Here is a 16,729-nt window from a genome sequence, read left to right on the forward strand (position 1 = left end):
CTGAGATCGCACTTCCCATGACCTCCCTGCTGCCGCCACCGCCCTCTGTCGTCCACCCTGTGCTGGTCGGCTTCAGCGGTGGGCTCGATTCCACCGTCCTGCTGCACTGGCTGGCCACCTCGCCGGCACAGCGGACGGCCGGCCTGCGCGCCGTGCATATCCATCACGGCCTGCAGGAACAGGCTGACGCCTGGACCGTGCACTGCACGCAGCTCTGTGCGCGCTGGAACATCCCGCTGCGGGTGATCCGCGTGCAGGTGCCGCGTCACCAGGGACAAGGCCTGGAAGCCGCCGCGCGGCATGCGCGCCGTGAGGCGTTCGCTTCGCAGCTGCTGCCTGGTGAACACCTGGCCCTGGCCCATCACCGCGATGACCAGGCCGAGACCTTCCTGATGCGTGCGCTGCGCGGCTCCGGCGTGGATGGGTTGGCCTCCATGCAGGTCACCAGCGCGTTTGGCGCCGGCACCGTGTGGCGGCCCTTGCTGGAGGTTCCGCGCAGTGCGTTGCGCGCACATGCGCAGGCCGAGGGGCTGGAGTGGATCGAAGATCCCAGCAATGCCAGCGATGACGCCGATCGCAACTTCCTGCGGCTGCACGTGCTGCCGCAACTGCGCCAGCGCTGGCCGCAGGCCGATGCGGCATTCGCCCGGAGTGCCGCCTTGTGCGCGCAGTCCCAGCACCTGCTCGACAGTGCCGACCGCGACGCATTGGAACGCTGCAGCGTCGGCCCCGGTGTGATCGACTGCGCGCGGCTGCTGCGCCAGCCGCTCGAGCGCCGCGCCCGGTTGCTGCGGCACTGGGTGCGCGGCAGTGGCCTGCCGCCGCTGCCGGCAGCGGGCGTGGAGGCGGTCGAACGCGAGCTGCTCCCGGCTGCCCACCACGCCGATGCGCAGTTCGCCTGGCAGGGGGCACGCATCCGCCGCTGGCGCGGGCAACTGCACCTGCTCTCGGCCAGCCTGGCCTTGCCGGCCGACTGGAGCGTGCACTGGGATGGCCGCGCGCCGCTGGCATTGCCAGACGGTGGCGAGCTGCGCCTGCTTGGCACGGACGCCGGTTTCGATAGCCCGGTGCAGATCCGCGCACGCCGCGGCGGCGAGCGCATCCAGCTGCCCGGGCGCACGCATTCCCATGCGCTCAAAGACCTGCTGCAGCAGCAGGGCCTGCCGCCGTGGCAGCGCCGCCAGTTGCCGCTGCTGTTCGACGAGGACACATTGCTGGCCGCCGGTGACCGGGTCATCGGTGCCGCCCTGCAACCATGGCTGCTGGCCCATCACGCGCAGTTGCAGTGGACACCCGGCGCGGCCTGAATTGACCCCGCCCGGCCAGCAGCCCACACTTGGCACATGGCAAAGAAGTCCCCCAATGAAACCTCCCCGGTCGCCCACTTCGAGCAGTCGCTGGAAGAGCTGGAGCAGCTGGTGGAGAAGATGGAAACCGGCGAAATGAGCCTGGAGCAATCGCTCAGCGCCTACGAACGTGGCGTCGGCCTGTACCGCCAGTGCCAGCAGGCGCTGGAACAGGCCGAACTGCGCGTGCGCCTGCTCAGCGATCCGGCCCAGCCCGACACCGCGGTGCCATTCGACCCGCCCAGCCATGACGGTTGAGGCCACGTTCGCGCGTTGGCGCGACCGGATCGAAAGCCAGCTCGACGCCAGCCTGCCCTCCCCGTCCGATGCCCCGCGTGGACTGCACCAGGCGATGCGCTATGCGGTGCTCGGGGGCGGCAAGCGCATGCGCCCGCTGCTGGTGTATGCCGGCGGCCGGATTTTCGGCGCCGACGAGAACGCGCTGGACGCCCCGGCGATGGCGGTGGAGCTGATCCACGCGTATTCGCTGGTGCATGACGATCTGCCGGCAATGGACGATGACGCCCTGCGTCGCGGCCGCCCGACCACGCACATCGCCTTTGATGAAGCCACCGCGATCCTCGCCGGTGATGCCCTGCAGACGCGCGCGTTCGGCCTGATCGCCGATGCGCCGCTGCCCGCGTCACTGCGCGTGGCCTGCCTGCAGACGCTGGCCCACGCCTCCGGTGCCGCCGGCATGTGTGGCGGCCAGGCGCTGGATATCGACGCCACCGGTCATCAACAGCCGCTGCAGGCTCTTGAGCGCATGCACGCGCTCAAGACCGGCGCACTGATCCGCGCGGCGGTGCGCATGGGCGCGCTGTGTGGCCAGGCACCCGCCGCCGATCTGGCAACGCTGGATACGGTCGCCTCGGCGCTCGGCCTGGCGTTCCAGGTGCGCGATGACATCCTCGATGTCGAAGCCAGTTCCGAACAGCTCGGCAAGACCGCCGGCAAGGACGAGGCACAGGCCAAGTCGACCTTCCCGGCACTGCTCGGCATGGACGGGGCGAAGGCGCATCTGCGCACGCTGAGCGAGCAGATGTTCGATGGCCTGGCCGGGTATGGCGAGCCGGCAGATGCACTGCGTGCGCTGGCGAAGCTGGCGGTCGAGCGGGATCACTGAGCGACCGTGCCGGCAGCCACGCATGGCGTGGTTGCACAACGCCAGGACACAGAAAAACGCCCGGGAATCCCGGGCGTTTTTCGTTCCAGCGCTGCGGATCGATTACTTGATCAGGCGCAGGGCGAACGGATAACGGTAGGCTTCGCCGTTGTTGGCCTTGACCGCTGCGATGATGCAGAAGATCACGTTGAGCAGGCCGACGATCGGCGCCAGCAGGCCGCCGATGATGACGATGGTCAGCACGATGCAGATCAGCATCGCGATGGTGATGGTGATCTGGAAGTTCAGCGCTTCCTTGGCCTGGTCGGTGACGAAGCGCTTGCTGCTGTCGTCCTTGTTGATCAGCCAGATGATCAGCGGGCCGAGGAACCAGGTGAAGATGCCCAGCAGGTGGGCCACCAGCGCCATGGTGCGCTGATCGGCCGGTGCCGGGGCGCTCACCGGCGGCGGCGGGGTGGTGACGTTGTCGAAATCGCTCACGTGAAACTCCTTGTTCGAGGTAATGGGCATTGCACGCGGCAGGCTCCCCGCCTGCCAGGGCAGCCCCAATAGAATACGTCAATCGTTACCGGCAACGGTCATTCGTCCTACAAGGATCGAACCGGTGTGCACGTGCGAGCGGGTGTCGATGTCGGCACCCACCGCTTCGATGCTGGCGAACATCTCTTTGAGGTTGCCGGCGATGGTGATGCCGTCCACCGGGTAGCTGATCTCGCCGTTCTCCACGCGGAACCCGCCGGCGCCGCGCGAGTAATCACCGGTCACGCTGTTGACGCCCTGCCCCATCAGTTCGGTGACCAGCAGGCCATTGCCCATCTGCCGGGCGATCGAGACCAGATCGTCCGCGTTGGCGGTGACTTTGAGGTTGTGCACGCCACCGGCGTTGGCGGTGGTCGGCAGGCCCAGCTTGCGCGCCGAATAGCTGCCCAGGATGTAACGCTCCAGCACGCCATCGCGGATCAGCGCCGAATTGCGCGTGGCCACGCCATCGCCGTCGAAGGCGGCCGAACGCAGCCCGCGGCGCAGCAGCGGCAGTTCTTCAATGCCGAACCACGCCGGGAACAGCCGGGTGCCAACGCTGTCGAGCAGGAAGCTGGCGCGGCGGTACAGCGCCCCGCCGGAGACGGCGCCGAGCAGATGCCCGATCAGCGAGCGGGCCACCTCCGGCGAATACAGCACCGGCATCTGCGCGGTGGTCATCGAGCGCGGCTCCAGGCGGGCGACGGTGCGCTCGGCGGCGCGGCGGCCGATCGAGGCGGCATCCTCCAGGTCTTCCCGGGCCAGGGCGCTGCTGTACCAGCCATCGCGCTGCATGCCATCGCCCTGGCCCGCGATCAGCGCGCAGCCGATCGAGTGGTGGCTGCTGCGCTCGCGGCCGATGAAGCCGTGCGAGTTGGCATACACCGACAGGCTCTGCGCAGTCGCGGCGGAGGCACCGTCGGAATTGCTGATGCGGGTGTCGGCCTCACGGCCGGCCGCTTCGCAGGCCAGCGCCAGGTCCAGCGCCGCATCGGCGCTGAGCTCCCAGGGGTGCCAGCCGTCCAGATCCGGGAACTGGCGGGCCATGAGCGCCGCCTCGGCCAGCCCGGCGGCTTCGTCGTCCTCGGTGTGACGGGCGATCGCGCAGGCCTGGGCCACGGTCGACTCCAGGCTGCTCTCGCGCAGGTCGGCGGTGCTGGCACTGCCCTTGCGCTGGCCGAAGTAGACGGTCACGGCGATGCCGCGGTCACGGGTGGACTCGACCGTTTCGACCTCGCCCAGGCGCACGTTCACATCCAGCCCGCGCTCATCGCTGCAGCTGACCTCGGCCTGGGTGGCGCCCAGGGCCTTGGCCCGCTCCAGCAGGCGCTGGGAGATGTCGGCCAGCTGCTCCAGGCGCTGCAGGCTGTCGTCGGCCGGGGAGACTTCAGGGGAGATCACGTTCAATGCTTTATCCTGTACAGGTGAGTGCCCGGCGCGACGCCGGCACAGTTTACGGATGTGGAAATAAGACGATGCGCGGACGCGACGAAGAAACCGGTGAATTCCTTGATATCAGCCGCAGCCAGAACCGCCGGGCTGCGCTGGACGTGCTGGCCCTGGGCGAGAAGCTGGTCTCGCTGACCCCGGCCCAGCTGGCGCGCCTGCCGGTGCCCGAAGACCTGCTGCCGCACATCGCCGAGGCCAAGCGCATCACCGCTCATATCGCCCACAAGCGCCAGCTGGCGTTCCTGGCCAAGCACATGCGCCGCGAAGACGACGCCGTGCTGGATGCGATCCGCAACGCGCTGGATGCCAACAGCGAGACCTCGCGCCGTGAAGTGGCCACCATGCACCGCGTTGAAGACTGGCGCGAGCGCCTGCTCAAGGACGGCGACAAGGCGCTGGGTGCGCTGCTGGACGAGTACCCGCATGCCGACCGCCAGGAGCTGCGCACGCTGGTGCGCAACGCCCAGGCCGAGAAGGCCAAGAACAAGCCGCCGCGCGCCTACCGGGAGATCTTCCAGGTGCTGCGTACGCTGCTGCTGCCGGCCGCGCTCGGCCTGGAGGGCGTGAACGCCTCGTCCGACGATGACCTGGACGACGCGGTCGATACCGATACCGACGGCGACGAGAACGCCGAGGACTGAGCCTCGGCGCTCACGCGGCACCGCCAGCACCAGGCTGGCGGCCGCGTCGTCGGGCAGCACGAGGGCACGCATCCCGGCTCAGGCCTGGGTGCCGCCCACGGTGATGCCATCGATCAGCAGGGACGGCTGGCCCACGCCGACCGGCACGCTCTGGCCATCCTTGCCGCAGATGCCCACGCCTTCGTCCAGGGCCAGATCGTTGCCGATCATGCGCACTTTCTGCATGGTTTCCGGGCCATTGCCGATCAGGGTCGCGCCCTTCACCGGCGCGGTGATTTTTCCGTCTTCGATCAGGTAGGCCTCGGTAGCCGAGAACACGTACTTGCCGCTGGTGATGTCGACCTGGCCGCCACCGAAGTTGACCGCGTACAGGCCACGCTTGACCGAGCGGATCATCTCTTCCGGATCGTGCTGGCCGGCGCGCATGTAGGTGTTGGTCATGCGCGGCATGGTCATGTGCGCGAACGACTCACGGCGGCCGTTGCCGGTCGGCGCCACGCCCATCAGGCGCGCGTTGAGCGAGTCCTGCATGTAGCCGACCAGGATGCCGTCTTCGATCAGCGTGGTGCACTGGGTCGGGTGGCCTTCGTCATCGATGTTCAACGAGCCGCGGCGCCCGTCCAGGGTGCCGTCGTCGACGATGGTCACGCCCGGCGCGGCCACGCGCTCGCCGATCCGGCCGGCGTAGACGCTGGTGCCCTTGCGGTTGAAGTCGCCTTCCAGGCCGTGGCCGACCGCTTCGTGCAGCAGCACGCCGGGCCAGCCCGGGCCGAGCACCACGGTCATCACGCCGGCCGGGGCCGGGATCGCCTCCAGGTTCACCAGTGCCTGGCGCAGCGCCTCGCGGGCGAAGCCCTCCGGGCGCCCCTCGGCGAACAGCTCTTCATAGCTGTAGCGGCCGCCGCCGCCGCAGTAACCGGATTCGCGACGGCCGTGCTGCTCGACGATCACCTGCACGTTCAACCGCACCAGCGGGCGGATGTCGGCGGCAAGCACGCCATCGCTGCGTGCGATCAGCACCGTGTCCACACCCCCGGAGAGGCTGACCATCACCTGCTGCACGCGCGGGTCGGCGGCGCGCAGGTAGCGGTCCAGGCGTTTGAGCATCTCGACCTTGGCCTCGTTGCCCATGCCATCGATGGGGTCCAGCGCCGGGTACAGCGCGCGGCCGCTGCCACGCACCAGCGAGCGGGCCGACTGCGCCCCGCCCTCGCGGGAAATCGCGCGGGCCGACTGGGCGGCGGCCAGCAGCGCATCGCTGTGGATGTCGTCGGAATAGGCGAAACCGGTCTTTTCACCGGCGATGGCGCGCACGCCCACGCCCTGTTCGATCGAATGCGCACCGTCCTTGACGATGCCATCCTCCACGCTCCAGCTCTCGCGGCGCGCGTGCTGGAAATAGAGATCCCCGAAATCGATGCCCGGCCCCAACAGGGTACCGAACGTGCGTTCCAGACCGCCTGCATCCAGCCCGGCGGGCAGCAGCAGACGGTCGGTGGCCAGCGAAAGTGCGTTGTTGTTCATGCTCTTTGATCTATGGGCGCCGGGCGCTATCGCAACCCGGGCGCGGGAAAGGGGTCAGCGCGCCGGGGGTGCGGCCGGCGCCGGCCTGGGCGCGGTGTCGCGGTCGATCACCTCGACCTTGGGTTCGGCCCAGGGGCCGGTCACGCGGTAGGTCTTGGCGCCGATCTCGCCCAGCGGCTTGGACAGCACCGCGTTGGCCGCCGCGCCTACCGCGGCGCCCACCGGACCGCCGGCCACCGCGCCAACGACGGTCAGCAGGTTGCCCGCGCGCGGATTGACGTCGATGGTCTGGTCAAAGCGCTGCTGGCGCAGATCGGTCTGGCCGCGGATGGTGATGTTCGCCGCCGGGCCTTCGATCAGCACCTTGTCGGTGGTGGCCATGCCGTTGCCGAAGGCCACGCTGCCTTCGACCTGGTTGAAGGCGAAGCCCTTGGAGAAGAAATCGCGGAAATCGAACATCAACCGGCGCGGCAGCTGGGCCACGCTCAGCAGCCCGAGCACCCGGCCGGCGCCCGGCTCGAGCTCCAGCAGCTGGCCGTTGCGGGCATGCACGTCGAGCTGCCCCTGCAGCGCGCCCAGCTGGAAATCCGACGGCCCCCCCTGCCACCCGGCAGTCATGCTCAGCTGGCCCTGCCCGCCACGCAGCTGGCCGCCGTAATCCAGGTTCTGCATCAGCCCGCCCAGGTCCTCACTCCTGACCTGCACGTTGAACTGGCTGCGCGCAGCCGCGCCCATGCCCATCCAGCGGCCATTGACGTCGATCTCCTGCTTGGGCGCGCGGAACTGCAGCTGGTCCACGCTCAGGCCGTTGGCCATCGGGCGGGTGCGCAGCACCGCCTGGCCGAGCCTGGCCTTGCCGAACTGCAGGTCCTCGATATCCAGCGACAGCGGCGGCACCTTGGCCGGGTTGGTGTCATTGGCACTGGCCTGGACCCGTGCAGGCAACGCCACGTCCGGCGGCAGCAGGATCGGGGCGCCATCACTGGGCGCCTTGACCGGCGTGGGCAGCGATTGCCAGTGGACGCGGCTGAGCTTGCCGACGATGGTGCCGCCATCGGCATTGGGCACGCTCAGGCTGCCCGCCAGCGAGGGGCCATCCAGGCGCACATCCACGCTGTTGCCGGTCGGACGCAGCTGCAGCCGGGTCTGCTCGAACACCCCACCGGCCAGCAACAGCTGGCCGACCTGCACATCCACATGGCGCAGCGGCATCGGGTCCTTGTCATCGCCCCCCTCGGGCGAACGGGCCAGGCCGATCCATTCCAGCGCATCCAAGGAGCCGCTGCGGCCGTTGACCACCAGCCCGCTGGCGGGGGGATCCCGATCCACATGGTCACTGCCGAGCGTGACCTGTACGCCGGTCTGGTTGTCATGGGTACGGGCAGCCAGCGCCAGGCGCTGGCCGAACGCCACGTCCACGCGGCCACTGCCCATCGGAAGCTGCGCGGTCACGGCCGTGGCCAGCGGCGTGGCGGCCGGTTTGTCCAGCGGCGCGGGCAGCTCCAGCGTGGTCCCGACCAGGTCCGAATGCAGCTTGAGCACGGTCGGCGGCTCGACCTTGCTGCCGGCGGCGACCTTGGGCAGGGTCACCCCGATGGTCCAGCGCGAAGTACCCTGGATATAGGGTTTGAGCCAGTTCAATTCCGGCGCGCGGTCCAGCAGCGCACCCGCGGCCAGCGAAGCGGTCAACTCGGATTCAAAGGCCTGCTGCGGGTCGTGCACGAACTCGCCGGCGCGCAGGCTGAGCAGCCCGTCCTGGCCTTGATGCCGCACGGCAAGCTGTTCCGCATCGAAGCCGCCATGGCCGTAACGGGCCTGGCCGCGCATGTTCTCGAAGACCAGGTCGAAACGCTTCTCGGTGAGCGTCGCACCGTTGAGATCGACCGTGCCCTGCAGATGGCCGCCCCCTTCGTCGTGGTGCAGCGGCTGCAGCAGATCGAAGGTGACCGCAGCCGGTCCCTTCGCGGTCAGGTTGTCCAGGGTCTCGCCGTAGGTGGCCTGCAGCGGGCTCTGCTTGAGCATGGCCAGCAGTGCACCGGCATCGCTGCGGCTGGTCGCCTTGACGTACAGATCGGTCACGCCGAAATCCGGGATGCCGGCGTCGAAGTGGTCCACCGCCACGCCCGCCAGGTCGCCCTTGCCATGCAGTTCGAAGCCCGGACCAATGAAGGCGATGTCGGCATCGACCTTGTTCATCGCCGGCCAGTCGTGCTGGAAACGGATGCTGCCAGCGTCGATATGTCCGGTCGCTTCGAAGCGGCCATTGTTCTTGTCGAAGGGCCAGTCTTCCAGATCACCGGTCACCAGGCCCACGCCGCCGCGCACCTGCCCGGAGACCAGCGCGGCGTCCAGCCAATCGGTGGCGGCCTTGCTCATCTTGGAATGGATCCAGAAGCGTTTGGCGGCGGTCATCGGTACATCGTCGATCTTGGCCGCCAGCTCCAGCCACGGGCGCGTGCCGTTGTTCTGGAACCAGATCCCGCCGCGTACATCGGCCGCGTAATCGGTGCCCTGCACGCGCAGGGCCGGGGTGCCGATGCGCCAGCCACCGGCTTCATCACGCCAGCCGACCAGCTGCCCCGCCAGGCGCACATCGTGGCGCTCGCCGAATCCGCTCGGCCAATCGAAGTGCATGACCCGCTGCGGCTGCAGCTCCAGGATGAAGCCATCGGCGTCGCCATCGAAGCGGCCGCCCACGCCACTGAGCCCCGGCGAATGCCCGACCGCGGCAAAACGGATGTCTTCCAGGTCGCCTTCGACCGACAGCGGGCCGCCCTGTTCGCCCGCCACCCGCACGCGGGTCATCCGGACCTGCGGCGCGGCGTCATGCAGCCACTCGCGCAGGCCGGGGTCGATCCTGTCGGTCAGCGCCAGGCCGCGCAGCAGCGCGGTGGCATCGATGTTGTCGCCGGCCAGCGCGAAATGCTGCCCGCCAGCCAGCAGCAGCCCATCCAGTTGCTGGGTGCTGCCTTCCATGCCGATCCGCAGGCGCGGCGCATCGGCGCGCCAGCCGCCATGCACCCAGCGCCAGCGCGCGCGCAGCTCCAGCGTGTCCAGCGCCAGCTGCGGGTGGGTGCCGTCTGCAAGCTTCACGCCGCGGACCTGCACGTTCTGCAGGTCCGCATCCGTGGTGACCATCACCACCCGGTGATCGCGCAGATCCACCCATGCATTGAATTCACCGGTGCCCTGCTGCAGACCGATGCCGCCGAACTGCAGCAGCGAGGACCACGCACGGAAATCGGCCGGATCGGCCGACAGCCACGCCTGCCCATCGCCGCGCTTGCGCTCGAACTCCAGCACCGCTGTAAGCGGCTGGGCGGCGGGATCGGCCCAGGCACGGGCGCCCACGCGAAGGCGCTGGCCGTTGACGCGCAGGCGAAGGTCGATCCGCGGCAGCGAGGCGTTCACGCCCAGCGAGGGCGCATCGACCCGCAGCCGCCCGCCGATCACCTGCAGCTCGCCCAAGCGGCGCAGCGTTTCCAGCGGATCACCCGCAGCCGACTGCGGCAGCCCCTGCACCGACCAGCGGCCGTCATCGGCGCGCTGCAGCACCAGCGCCAGGCCACGCAGGCGCAGCTCGGTCAGCGAGTGACCCGGCAGCAGCCCGGCATACATTGACACCAGCACCTCGGCCTCGCCGATGCGCAGGCCCTGCCCTTCACCGATCCGCAGCCCTTTGAGCTGCAGCAGCGGCCCACGCCGGGTCCAGGCGGTATCCAGCGCATCGAAACGCACCGGCTGGCCGGCACGCGCGCTCAGCCATGCCGCCACCCTGTCCGGATGGCGCTCGGCCAGCGGCAGCAGCTGGCTGGCGGTGCCGACCAGCAGGGCCACGCCCACGAGCAGGACCGCCACCGCATACACGGCATGGCGGCGGATCCGGCGCAGGCGCAGGCGCAGCGGTGTGCTCATCGGAACCTGGGAACGCCGGACCGGCCGCGGTCAGAGCAGCACGACATCGAACTGCTCCTGCAGGTACTGCTCGTCCGCCTGGAAGCGGATGCTCTTGCCCAGGAACTCCTCCAGTTCGGCCACCGCCGAGGACTCCTCGTCGGTGATGCGCGCGACCACCTTCGAGGAGGCAATCACCAGCAGGCGGGCCGCATCGAACTGGCGCACCGCCCGGGTGATCTCGCGGAAGATCTCATAGGTCACCGTCTCGGCGGTCTTGATCGAACCCCGCCCGCTGCACTCCGGGCACGGCTCGGACAGCTGGCGCTCCAGGCTTTCCACGGTGCGCTTGCGCGTCATCTCGACCAGGCCCAGCGGCGAGAAATCGTAGACGGTGGTCTTGGCATGGTCGCGGGCCAGCGCCTTCTCCAGCGTGCGCAGCACCTGACGGCGATGCTCGGCGTCATCCATGTCGATGAAGTCGATGATGATGATGCCGCCCAGGTTGCGCAGCCGCAGTTGGCGCGCCACGGCCTGCGCCGCTTCAAGATTGGTGCGGAACACCGTCTCTTCGAGATTGCGCTGGCCCAGGAACGAACCGGTGTTGACGTCGATCGTGGTCATCGCCTCGGTCTGGTCGATCACCAGATAGCCACCGGACTTGAGCGGCACCTGCTTGTCCAGCGCCCGGCCGATCTCGTCCTCGACCCCGAACATGTCGAAGATCGGGCGATCGCCGCTGTACAGCTCCAGCTTCTCGGCCAGCACCGGCATGTACTTGGCCACGAATGCCTGCAACTGGTTGAAGGTCTCCTTGGAGTCGACCTTGACCTTGTCCACGTCCTTGCGGATCAGGTCGCGCACCGAGCGCAGCGGCAGGCTCAGGTCTTCATAGATCACGCTGCACGGGGCGGCATCGCGGCCACGGCGCTCGACCACGTTCCAGACCCGCGACAGGTAGGCCACGTCCTCGGCGATCGCTTCGGCCGGCTGGCCTTCGGCGTTGGTGCGCACGATATAGCCGTAACCGCCGTGCTGGGCCGACAGTTCAGTCACCAGGGTCTTCAGGCGCGCGCGCTCGGCCTCGTCTTCGATCCGGGCCGACACGCCCACCACCTTGGACTGCGGCAGCAGCACCATGTAGCGCGAGGGAATGCTGATCTGCGTGGTCAGCCGGGCCCCCTTGGTCCCGATCGGATCCTTGACCACCTGCACCACGATGTCCTGGCCGTCGCGCAGCAACTCCACGATCGGCACCGAGGACGGCGGCGGCAGGGTGGTGCCTTCGGTATCGGCGCTGGCCACCGGGGCCGGGCGGATCACGTCGTTGGCGTGCAGGAACGCGGCGCGCTCCAGCCCGACCTCCACGAACGCCGCCTGCATGCCGGGCATCACCCGCTGGACCTTGCCTTTATAAATGTTGCCGACCACGCCACGGCGCCAGCCGCGTTCGATATGCAGCTCCTGCAGCATGCCGTTTTCGATGACGGCGACGCGGGTTTCCCGCGGGGTGACATTGACCAGGATTTCTTCAGACATGGGCGACTCCCTTCAGTTCAAACGCCTGCAGCAACTGCTCGGTCTGTTGCAGGGGCAAACCCATCACACCCGAATAGCTTCCCGCCAGGTGGCGGATATATCGTTCGGCGCCGCCCTGGATCGCATAGGCGCCGGCTTTGTCCATCGGCTCGCCCGTGGCCACGTAGGCGGCGATCCGGTCCTCGTCGATCGCCGCGAACGTCACCTCCGAGACCACCAGTACGCCCTGCTCCCGGCCGGCGGCGACCAGCGCCACGGCGGTCATCACCTGGTGGGTGTGCCCGGCCAGCGCGCGCAGCATCGCGCGCGCATCGTCGGCATCGACCGGCTTGCCGAACACGCGCCCATCCAGCACCACCTCGGTGTCCGAGCCGAGCACCACCGCGTCCGGGTCATGGGCGACCAGCGCCAGCCCGGCACGCGCCTTGTCGGCGGCGACCCGCTGCACGTAATCGGCGGCCGACTCGGCGGGCGCACGGACTTCGGGCACGTGAAGATCGAGCGCCTGGAACGGTCGGTCCAGGCGCGCAAGCAGTTCGTTTCGTCGGGGGGATCGAGAGGCGAGATAAAGCATCGAGGAAGCATAACCTGAGGCTACTGTCTGAATCGCAAGCAACACCCTCCAATCGTCATCAACCCCATCAAACCTCACGACGCGTTCATCGCCCCGACACCAACCTCAACGTCTTCACAAGGAGATGTACATGCGCCGCCCGTCCCTGTCCCCGTTGCTGCTCGCCCTGTCCCTTGCCCTGGGAGCTTCGATGACCGCCCACGCCCAGTCCCAGCCCGCCATCGCCGTGCCGGCCGACGGCACCCTGCTCAACATTTCGGCCAATGCCGAGGCCAGGCGCGTGCCGGACGTGGCCACGCTGTCGGCCGGTGTCGTCACCCAGGCCGTGGACGGCAACACCGCCATGCGCCAGAACGCCGAGCAGATGACCAAGGTGCTTGCCGCGATCAAGGCCGCCGGCATTGCCGAGCGCGATGTGCAGACCAGCGGCGTCAACCTGAGCCCGCAGTACCGTTACGCCGACAACGAGGCGCCAAAGATCACCGGCTACCAGGCCAGCAATACGGTCAGCCTGAAGGTGCGCGACATCGCCAAGCTCGGCAAAGTGCTTGATGCACTGGCCGCGCAGGGCGCCAACCAGATCAACGGCCCGCAGTTCGAGATCGACCAGCCCGAGCCGGTCTACGACGAAGCCCGCCTGGCCGCACTGAAGAAGGCCCAGGCCCGCGCCGAAACATATGCCAAGTCGCTGGGCCTGCGCGTGCGCCGGATCGTGAGCATCTCCGAAAGCGGTGGCGGCAACTTCCGCCCGGTGATGATGCGTGCGGCGGCCGCGCCGATGGCGGCCGATGTCTCCACGCCGGTGTCGCCGGGCGAATCGACCGTGTCGGTCAACCTGGACGTGGTGTTCGATCTGGGCCGGTAACACGTCGCAGCAGAGCGGACCCACGTCCGCTCCTGCCTGGCATGACGGCGCCTTAGGGCGCCGTCATGCTGTCCGCGGTCATAGCCCGACTGCAGTCTGCGGCGCACCGCCATCGTCGATGGTCAGGTCGTCGAGGCCGATGGCCGGGTGTCGGTGGAATTCTCGTTGCCGCGTTGAGGCGTCCGGAGAGCACCGCGACGGGGCTCTCCCCATTCATACAACCCCCTCACGCCATCGTTCCCGAATTAAGCAATTTTTCACACTTGCGTCACCTGCCGGAAACCTAGATTGGCGCCGTTGCCACCGTTCTGGTGTCGACTTATTGACATCTAGGTTTTCCCAGTCAGGAGAGAAGCTGTGAAACACCCGACCCAACGCCGCGACGACAGCCGCCGCAATACCCTGGCCCATTCCATTTCCACGATCCTGACCAGCGGCGCGCTGCTGCTGGTAGGGGCCATGGCGTCGTCCTCCGCGTTCGCGCAGGAGCAGGCGACCAACCTTGACCGGATCACCGTCACCGGGTCGAACATCCCCCGCACGAATACCGAAACTCCCTCCCCCGTCCAGGTGGTCACCCGCCAGGAGATCGACCGTACCGGCAAGACCACGGTCGCCGAGTATCTGCAGACCCTGACCGCGGACGGGTCAGGCTCCATTCCCAAGACCTTCGGCAACGGGTTTGCCGGCGGTGGCGCCGGCATCTCGCTGCGCGGCCTGGGCGCCGGCTCCACGCTGGTGCTGTTGAACGGCCGCCGCATGGCGACCTACGGCCTGGCCGATGACGGCCAGAAAGTCTTCACCGACCTGAGCACCATTCCGCTGGATGCGGTCGAGCGCATTGAAGTCCTGAAGGACGGCGCTTCTGCGATCTACGGTTCGGACGCCATCGCCGGCGTGGTCAACATCATCCTGCGCAGCGACTTCAACGGCGCCATCCTGCGCGCCTCCTACGGCCTGTCCGGCGACAGCGACGGCGATGCCAAGAAGGCCACCCTGACCGCCGGCACCGGCGACCTGGCCACCGATGGCTGGAACGCGTTCTTCAGTCTGGACGTGGGCAAGACCGACGCGATCAAGGTCAGCGACCGCAAGAACCGCAAGTGGATCGGCACCGGTGATATCCGCCCGTGGGGCTATGGCAACAACGCCCAGTTCCTGGGTGGCGCCGCGCTCTCCGGCGGTACCCGTGGCGGTGTGGGTCCGAACGGTTCGGTGTTCGACGACCGTGCGGTGACGGATGACGACCCGGCCTTCCTCGTCGCGCTGCCGGGCTGCGCCGGTTTGACCACCATCCCCGGCCAGAACGATGTCACCGCCCAGCAGCAGGGCTGCCTGTGGGATCCGGCCCAGCTGTACCGTGACCTGACCCCGGAAGAGAAGTACGTCAACGTATTTGGTCGCGCCAGCTTCGCCTTCGGCGAGGGCGGTGAGATCTACACCGAAATCGGCTACTCCAAGAAGGAAACCACCTTCAGCAACACGCCCTCCGGCGTTTCCGGTGGCTGGGGCTATCCCGGTGGCCCGGTCAACGCCAACAGCGGCGATGGCGCCACCGTGCTCAGCCCGACCCACCCGGACAACCCGATCCCCGGCCAGGCCTCGCGCCTGCGCTACTCGGCCTGGGATGTCGGCCCGCGTGTGACCGAGAACACCAACGAGTTCAACCGCTTCCTGGTCGGCGTCAAGGGCAACTGGGGCGAGTGGAGCTACGACACGGCCTACCTGCATTCGGGCACCGACCTGGTCAACAAGCGTACCGGCTTCCTGAACTACGACGCCGTGCGTTGCGTGCTCGGCAATCCGGCCTGCCCGGCAGGCGTGTGGCGCATCGGCGACAACGCGGGGCTGAACTCGCAGGCCCTGTATGACTACATCTCGCCGGACATCAGCGCCCGCGCCAAGTCCAGCCTGGACATGTTCGACTTCACCGTGTCGCGCAGCCTGGCCGACCTCAAGGGTGGCCCGCTGGGTCTGGCGCTGGGTACCGAATGGCGCAAGACCAGCAACAGCCTGACCCCGCAGACCTTCACCGACCAGGGCCAGATCATCGGCCTGGGCTACTCGGCCTACGACGGTACGCAGAACGTGTACGCCGGCTATGTCGAGCTGTCCGCCCCGGTGCTGGAGCAGTTGGAACTGTCTGGCGCGGTCCGCTACGACAAGTATGAGAGCGGCGAAGGCAAGGCGACGCCGAAGGTCGGGATCAAGTGGACCCCGGCCGACTGGATCGCCGTCCGCGGCAGCTATGCCGAAGGCTTCCGTGCCCCCAACCCGGCCGAGAACGGCGACGGTGGCCTGGCCGCGTTCTCCAACGCTTCCGATCCCGTGCGCTGCCCCGGCGGCAACCCGGCCCCGGGCGCGAACGATGACGATTGCGGCGCACTGCCGGTCGCCATCATCACCCGCCCCAACGCCGACCTGAAGCCGGAAGAGTCCAAGAGCTACTCGGTGGGCCTGGTGCTGCAGCCGACCTCCAGCACCTCGATGACGGTCGACGCGTGGCAGATCAAGCGCACCAACGAAATCGCCCAGGGCAGTACGGCCGAAGCGATTGCCGCGGGCAATGTGCTGCGTGACAACAACCTGCTCAATGGCGTTCCGGGCACCGGCAGCATCCTGGCGGTCAATACGCAGTACATCAATGCGGCATCCACCCGCGTGCGCGGCATCGATACCGACATCCGCCAGACCTTCGACATCGGTCCGGGCCAGCTGGAAATGGACCTGCAGTGGAGCCACGTGCTCAAGTTCGAGCGCACCGATGCCGACGTGACCGTCGACTATGCCGGTACCCACGGCAACTGCGACGTCACCAACTGCATCGGCACCCCGAAGGACCGCATCAACTTCGGTACCACCTGGAAGCAGGGCCCGTGGAGCGTCAGCGGCGTGGCCAACTACATCTCCAAGATGGAGAACACCGACTTCCGCGGTCCGGACGGCTCGTATCAGTTCGCCTATGCCGACGGCACGGACGTCACCAAGATTTCCTCGTTCACCACCTTCGACCTCTCCGGTCGCTGGAACATCACCGAGGCCTTCGAACTGAATGCATCGGTGCAGAACCTGTTCGACCGCATCGCTCCGCTGGATCCGACCACCTACGGTGGCGTGAACTACAACCCGCTGCACTTCAGCGGTGCGATCGGCCGTTACTTCACCGTCGGTGCCAAGTACACCTTCGAATGAGGTAGCCGCACTTGGGGAACAAGGAGCCCGGGCAGTGCCCGGGCTTTTTGTTGCTCGGCC

At 68.1% G+C, this 16,729-nt stretch carries 12 protein-coding genes; 6 read left to right on the forward strand and 6 right to left on the reverse strand.

Annotated elements, in window-relative coordinates:
- Positions 1-17: 17 nt before the first annotated feature.
- From tilS to HMPREF3113_RS04280, 3 genes are read left to right on the forward strand one after another with little or no spacing between them, the layout of a single operon-like run.
- Complete coding sequence (tilS, locus tag HMPREF3113_RS04270; RefSeq protein WP_046273262.1) at positions 18-1,307, forward strand: tRNA lysidine(34) synthetase TilS; 1,290 nt, start codon at positions 18-20, stop codon at positions 1,305-1,307.
- A 36-nt stretch (positions 1,308-1,343) separates the two neighbouring features.
- Positions 1,344-1,604, forward strand: a complete 261-nt coding sequence (locus HMPREF3113_RS04275) for an exodeoxyribonuclease VII small subunit (protein ID WP_019182618.1) — start codon at positions 1,344-1,346, stop codon at positions 1,602-1,604.
- The gene (locus HMPREF3113_RS04280; RefSeq protein ID WP_070470974.1) at positions 1,594-2,472 is read left to right on the forward strand and encodes a polyprenyl synthetase family protein; all 879 of its coding nucleotides are present in this window, start codon (positions 1,594-1,596) and stop codon (positions 2,470-2,472) included. Before HMPREF3113_RS04275 ends, HMPREF3113_RS04280 begins: the two co-directional genes overlap by 11 nt.
- A 102-nt stretch (positions 2,473-2,574) precedes the next feature.
- On the opposite strand, the gene HMPREF3113_RS04285 is transcribed toward HMPREF3113_RS04280, so the two are convergent.
- On the reverse strand, positions 2,575-2,982 hold the full coding sequence (locus tag HMPREF3113_RS04285; RefSeq protein WP_254427757.1) for a DUF4870 domain-containing protein: 408 nt from the start codon (positions 2,980-2,982) through the stop codon (positions 2,575-2,577).
- Between the two features lie 48 nt (positions 2,983-3,030).
- Positions 3,031-4,398: a metalloprotease PmbA gene (gene pmbA / locus HMPREF3113_RS04290; protein WP_046273264.1), complete on the reverse strand. Its 1,368-nt coding sequence runs from the start codon at positions 4,396-4,398 to the stop codon at positions 3,031-3,033.
- A 68-nt stretch (positions 4,399-4,466) separates the two neighbouring features.
- Here pmbA and yjgA point away from each other — a divergent pair, with 68 nt between their 5' ends.
- Positions 4,467-5,081, forward strand: a complete 615-nt coding sequence (gene yjgA, locus HMPREF3113_RS04295) for a ribosome biogenesis factor YjgA (RefSeq protein WP_019182614.1) — start codon at positions 4,467-4,469, stop codon at positions 5,079-5,081.
- Positions 5,082-5,159: 78 nt separating this feature from the next.
- Here the strand turns inward: yjgA and tldD are convergent, their stop codons facing one another.
- Genes tldD through HMPREF3113_RS04315 form a run of 4 tightly spaced genes read right to left on the reverse strand, consistent with a single transcriptional unit; the run spans position 5,160 to position 12,612 of the window.
- Positions 5,160-6,605, reverse strand: a complete 1,446-nt coding sequence (tldD, locus tag HMPREF3113_RS04300; RefSeq protein WP_070470976.1) for a metalloprotease TldD — start codon at positions 6,603-6,605, stop codon at positions 5,160-5,162.
- Positions 6,606-6,659: 54 nt separating this feature from the next.
- Positions 6,660-10,520, reverse strand: coding sequence for a YhdP family protein (locus tag HMPREF3113_RS04305; protein ID WP_070470979.1), 3,861 nt, complete (start codon positions 10,518-10,520; stop codon positions 6,660-6,662).
- Between the two features lie 30 nt (positions 10,521-10,550).
- Positions 10,551-12,038: a ribonuclease G gene (gene rng / locus HMPREF3113_RS04310; RefSeq protein ID WP_019182611.1), complete on the reverse strand. Its 1,488-nt coding sequence runs from the start codon at positions 12,036-12,038 to the stop codon at positions 10,551-10,553.
- Entirely contained in the window at positions 12,031-12,612 is a 582-nt protein-coding gene (locus HMPREF3113_RS04315; protein ID WP_070470981.1) for a Maf-like protein, read from the reverse strand. The genes rng and HMPREF3113_RS04315 overlap by 8 nt, the downstream gene beginning before the upstream one ends.
- 130 nt (positions 12,613-12,742) lie before the next feature.
- Here HMPREF3113_RS04315 and HMPREF3113_RS04320 point away from each other — a divergent pair, with 130 nt between their 5' ends.
- Positions 12,743-13,477: an SIMPL domain-containing protein gene (locus HMPREF3113_RS04320; RefSeq protein ID WP_070427441.1), complete on the forward strand. Its 735-nt coding sequence runs from the start codon at positions 12,743-12,745 to the stop codon at positions 13,475-13,477.
- 357 nt (positions 13,478-13,834) lie between these two features.
- A complete protein-coding gene (locus HMPREF3113_RS04325; RefSeq protein WP_070470983.1) occupies positions 13,835-16,669 on the forward strand; it encodes a TonB-dependent receptor in 2,835 nt (944 codons plus the stop codon).
- Positions 16,670-16,729 lie beyond the last annotated feature (60 nt).

This window comes from Stenotrophomonas sp. HMSC10F06 (assembly GCF_001807865.1).
GTDB lineage: Bacteria > Pseudomonadota > Gammaproteobacteria > Xanthomonadales > Xanthomonadaceae > Stenotrophomonas > Stenotrophomonas bentonitica_A.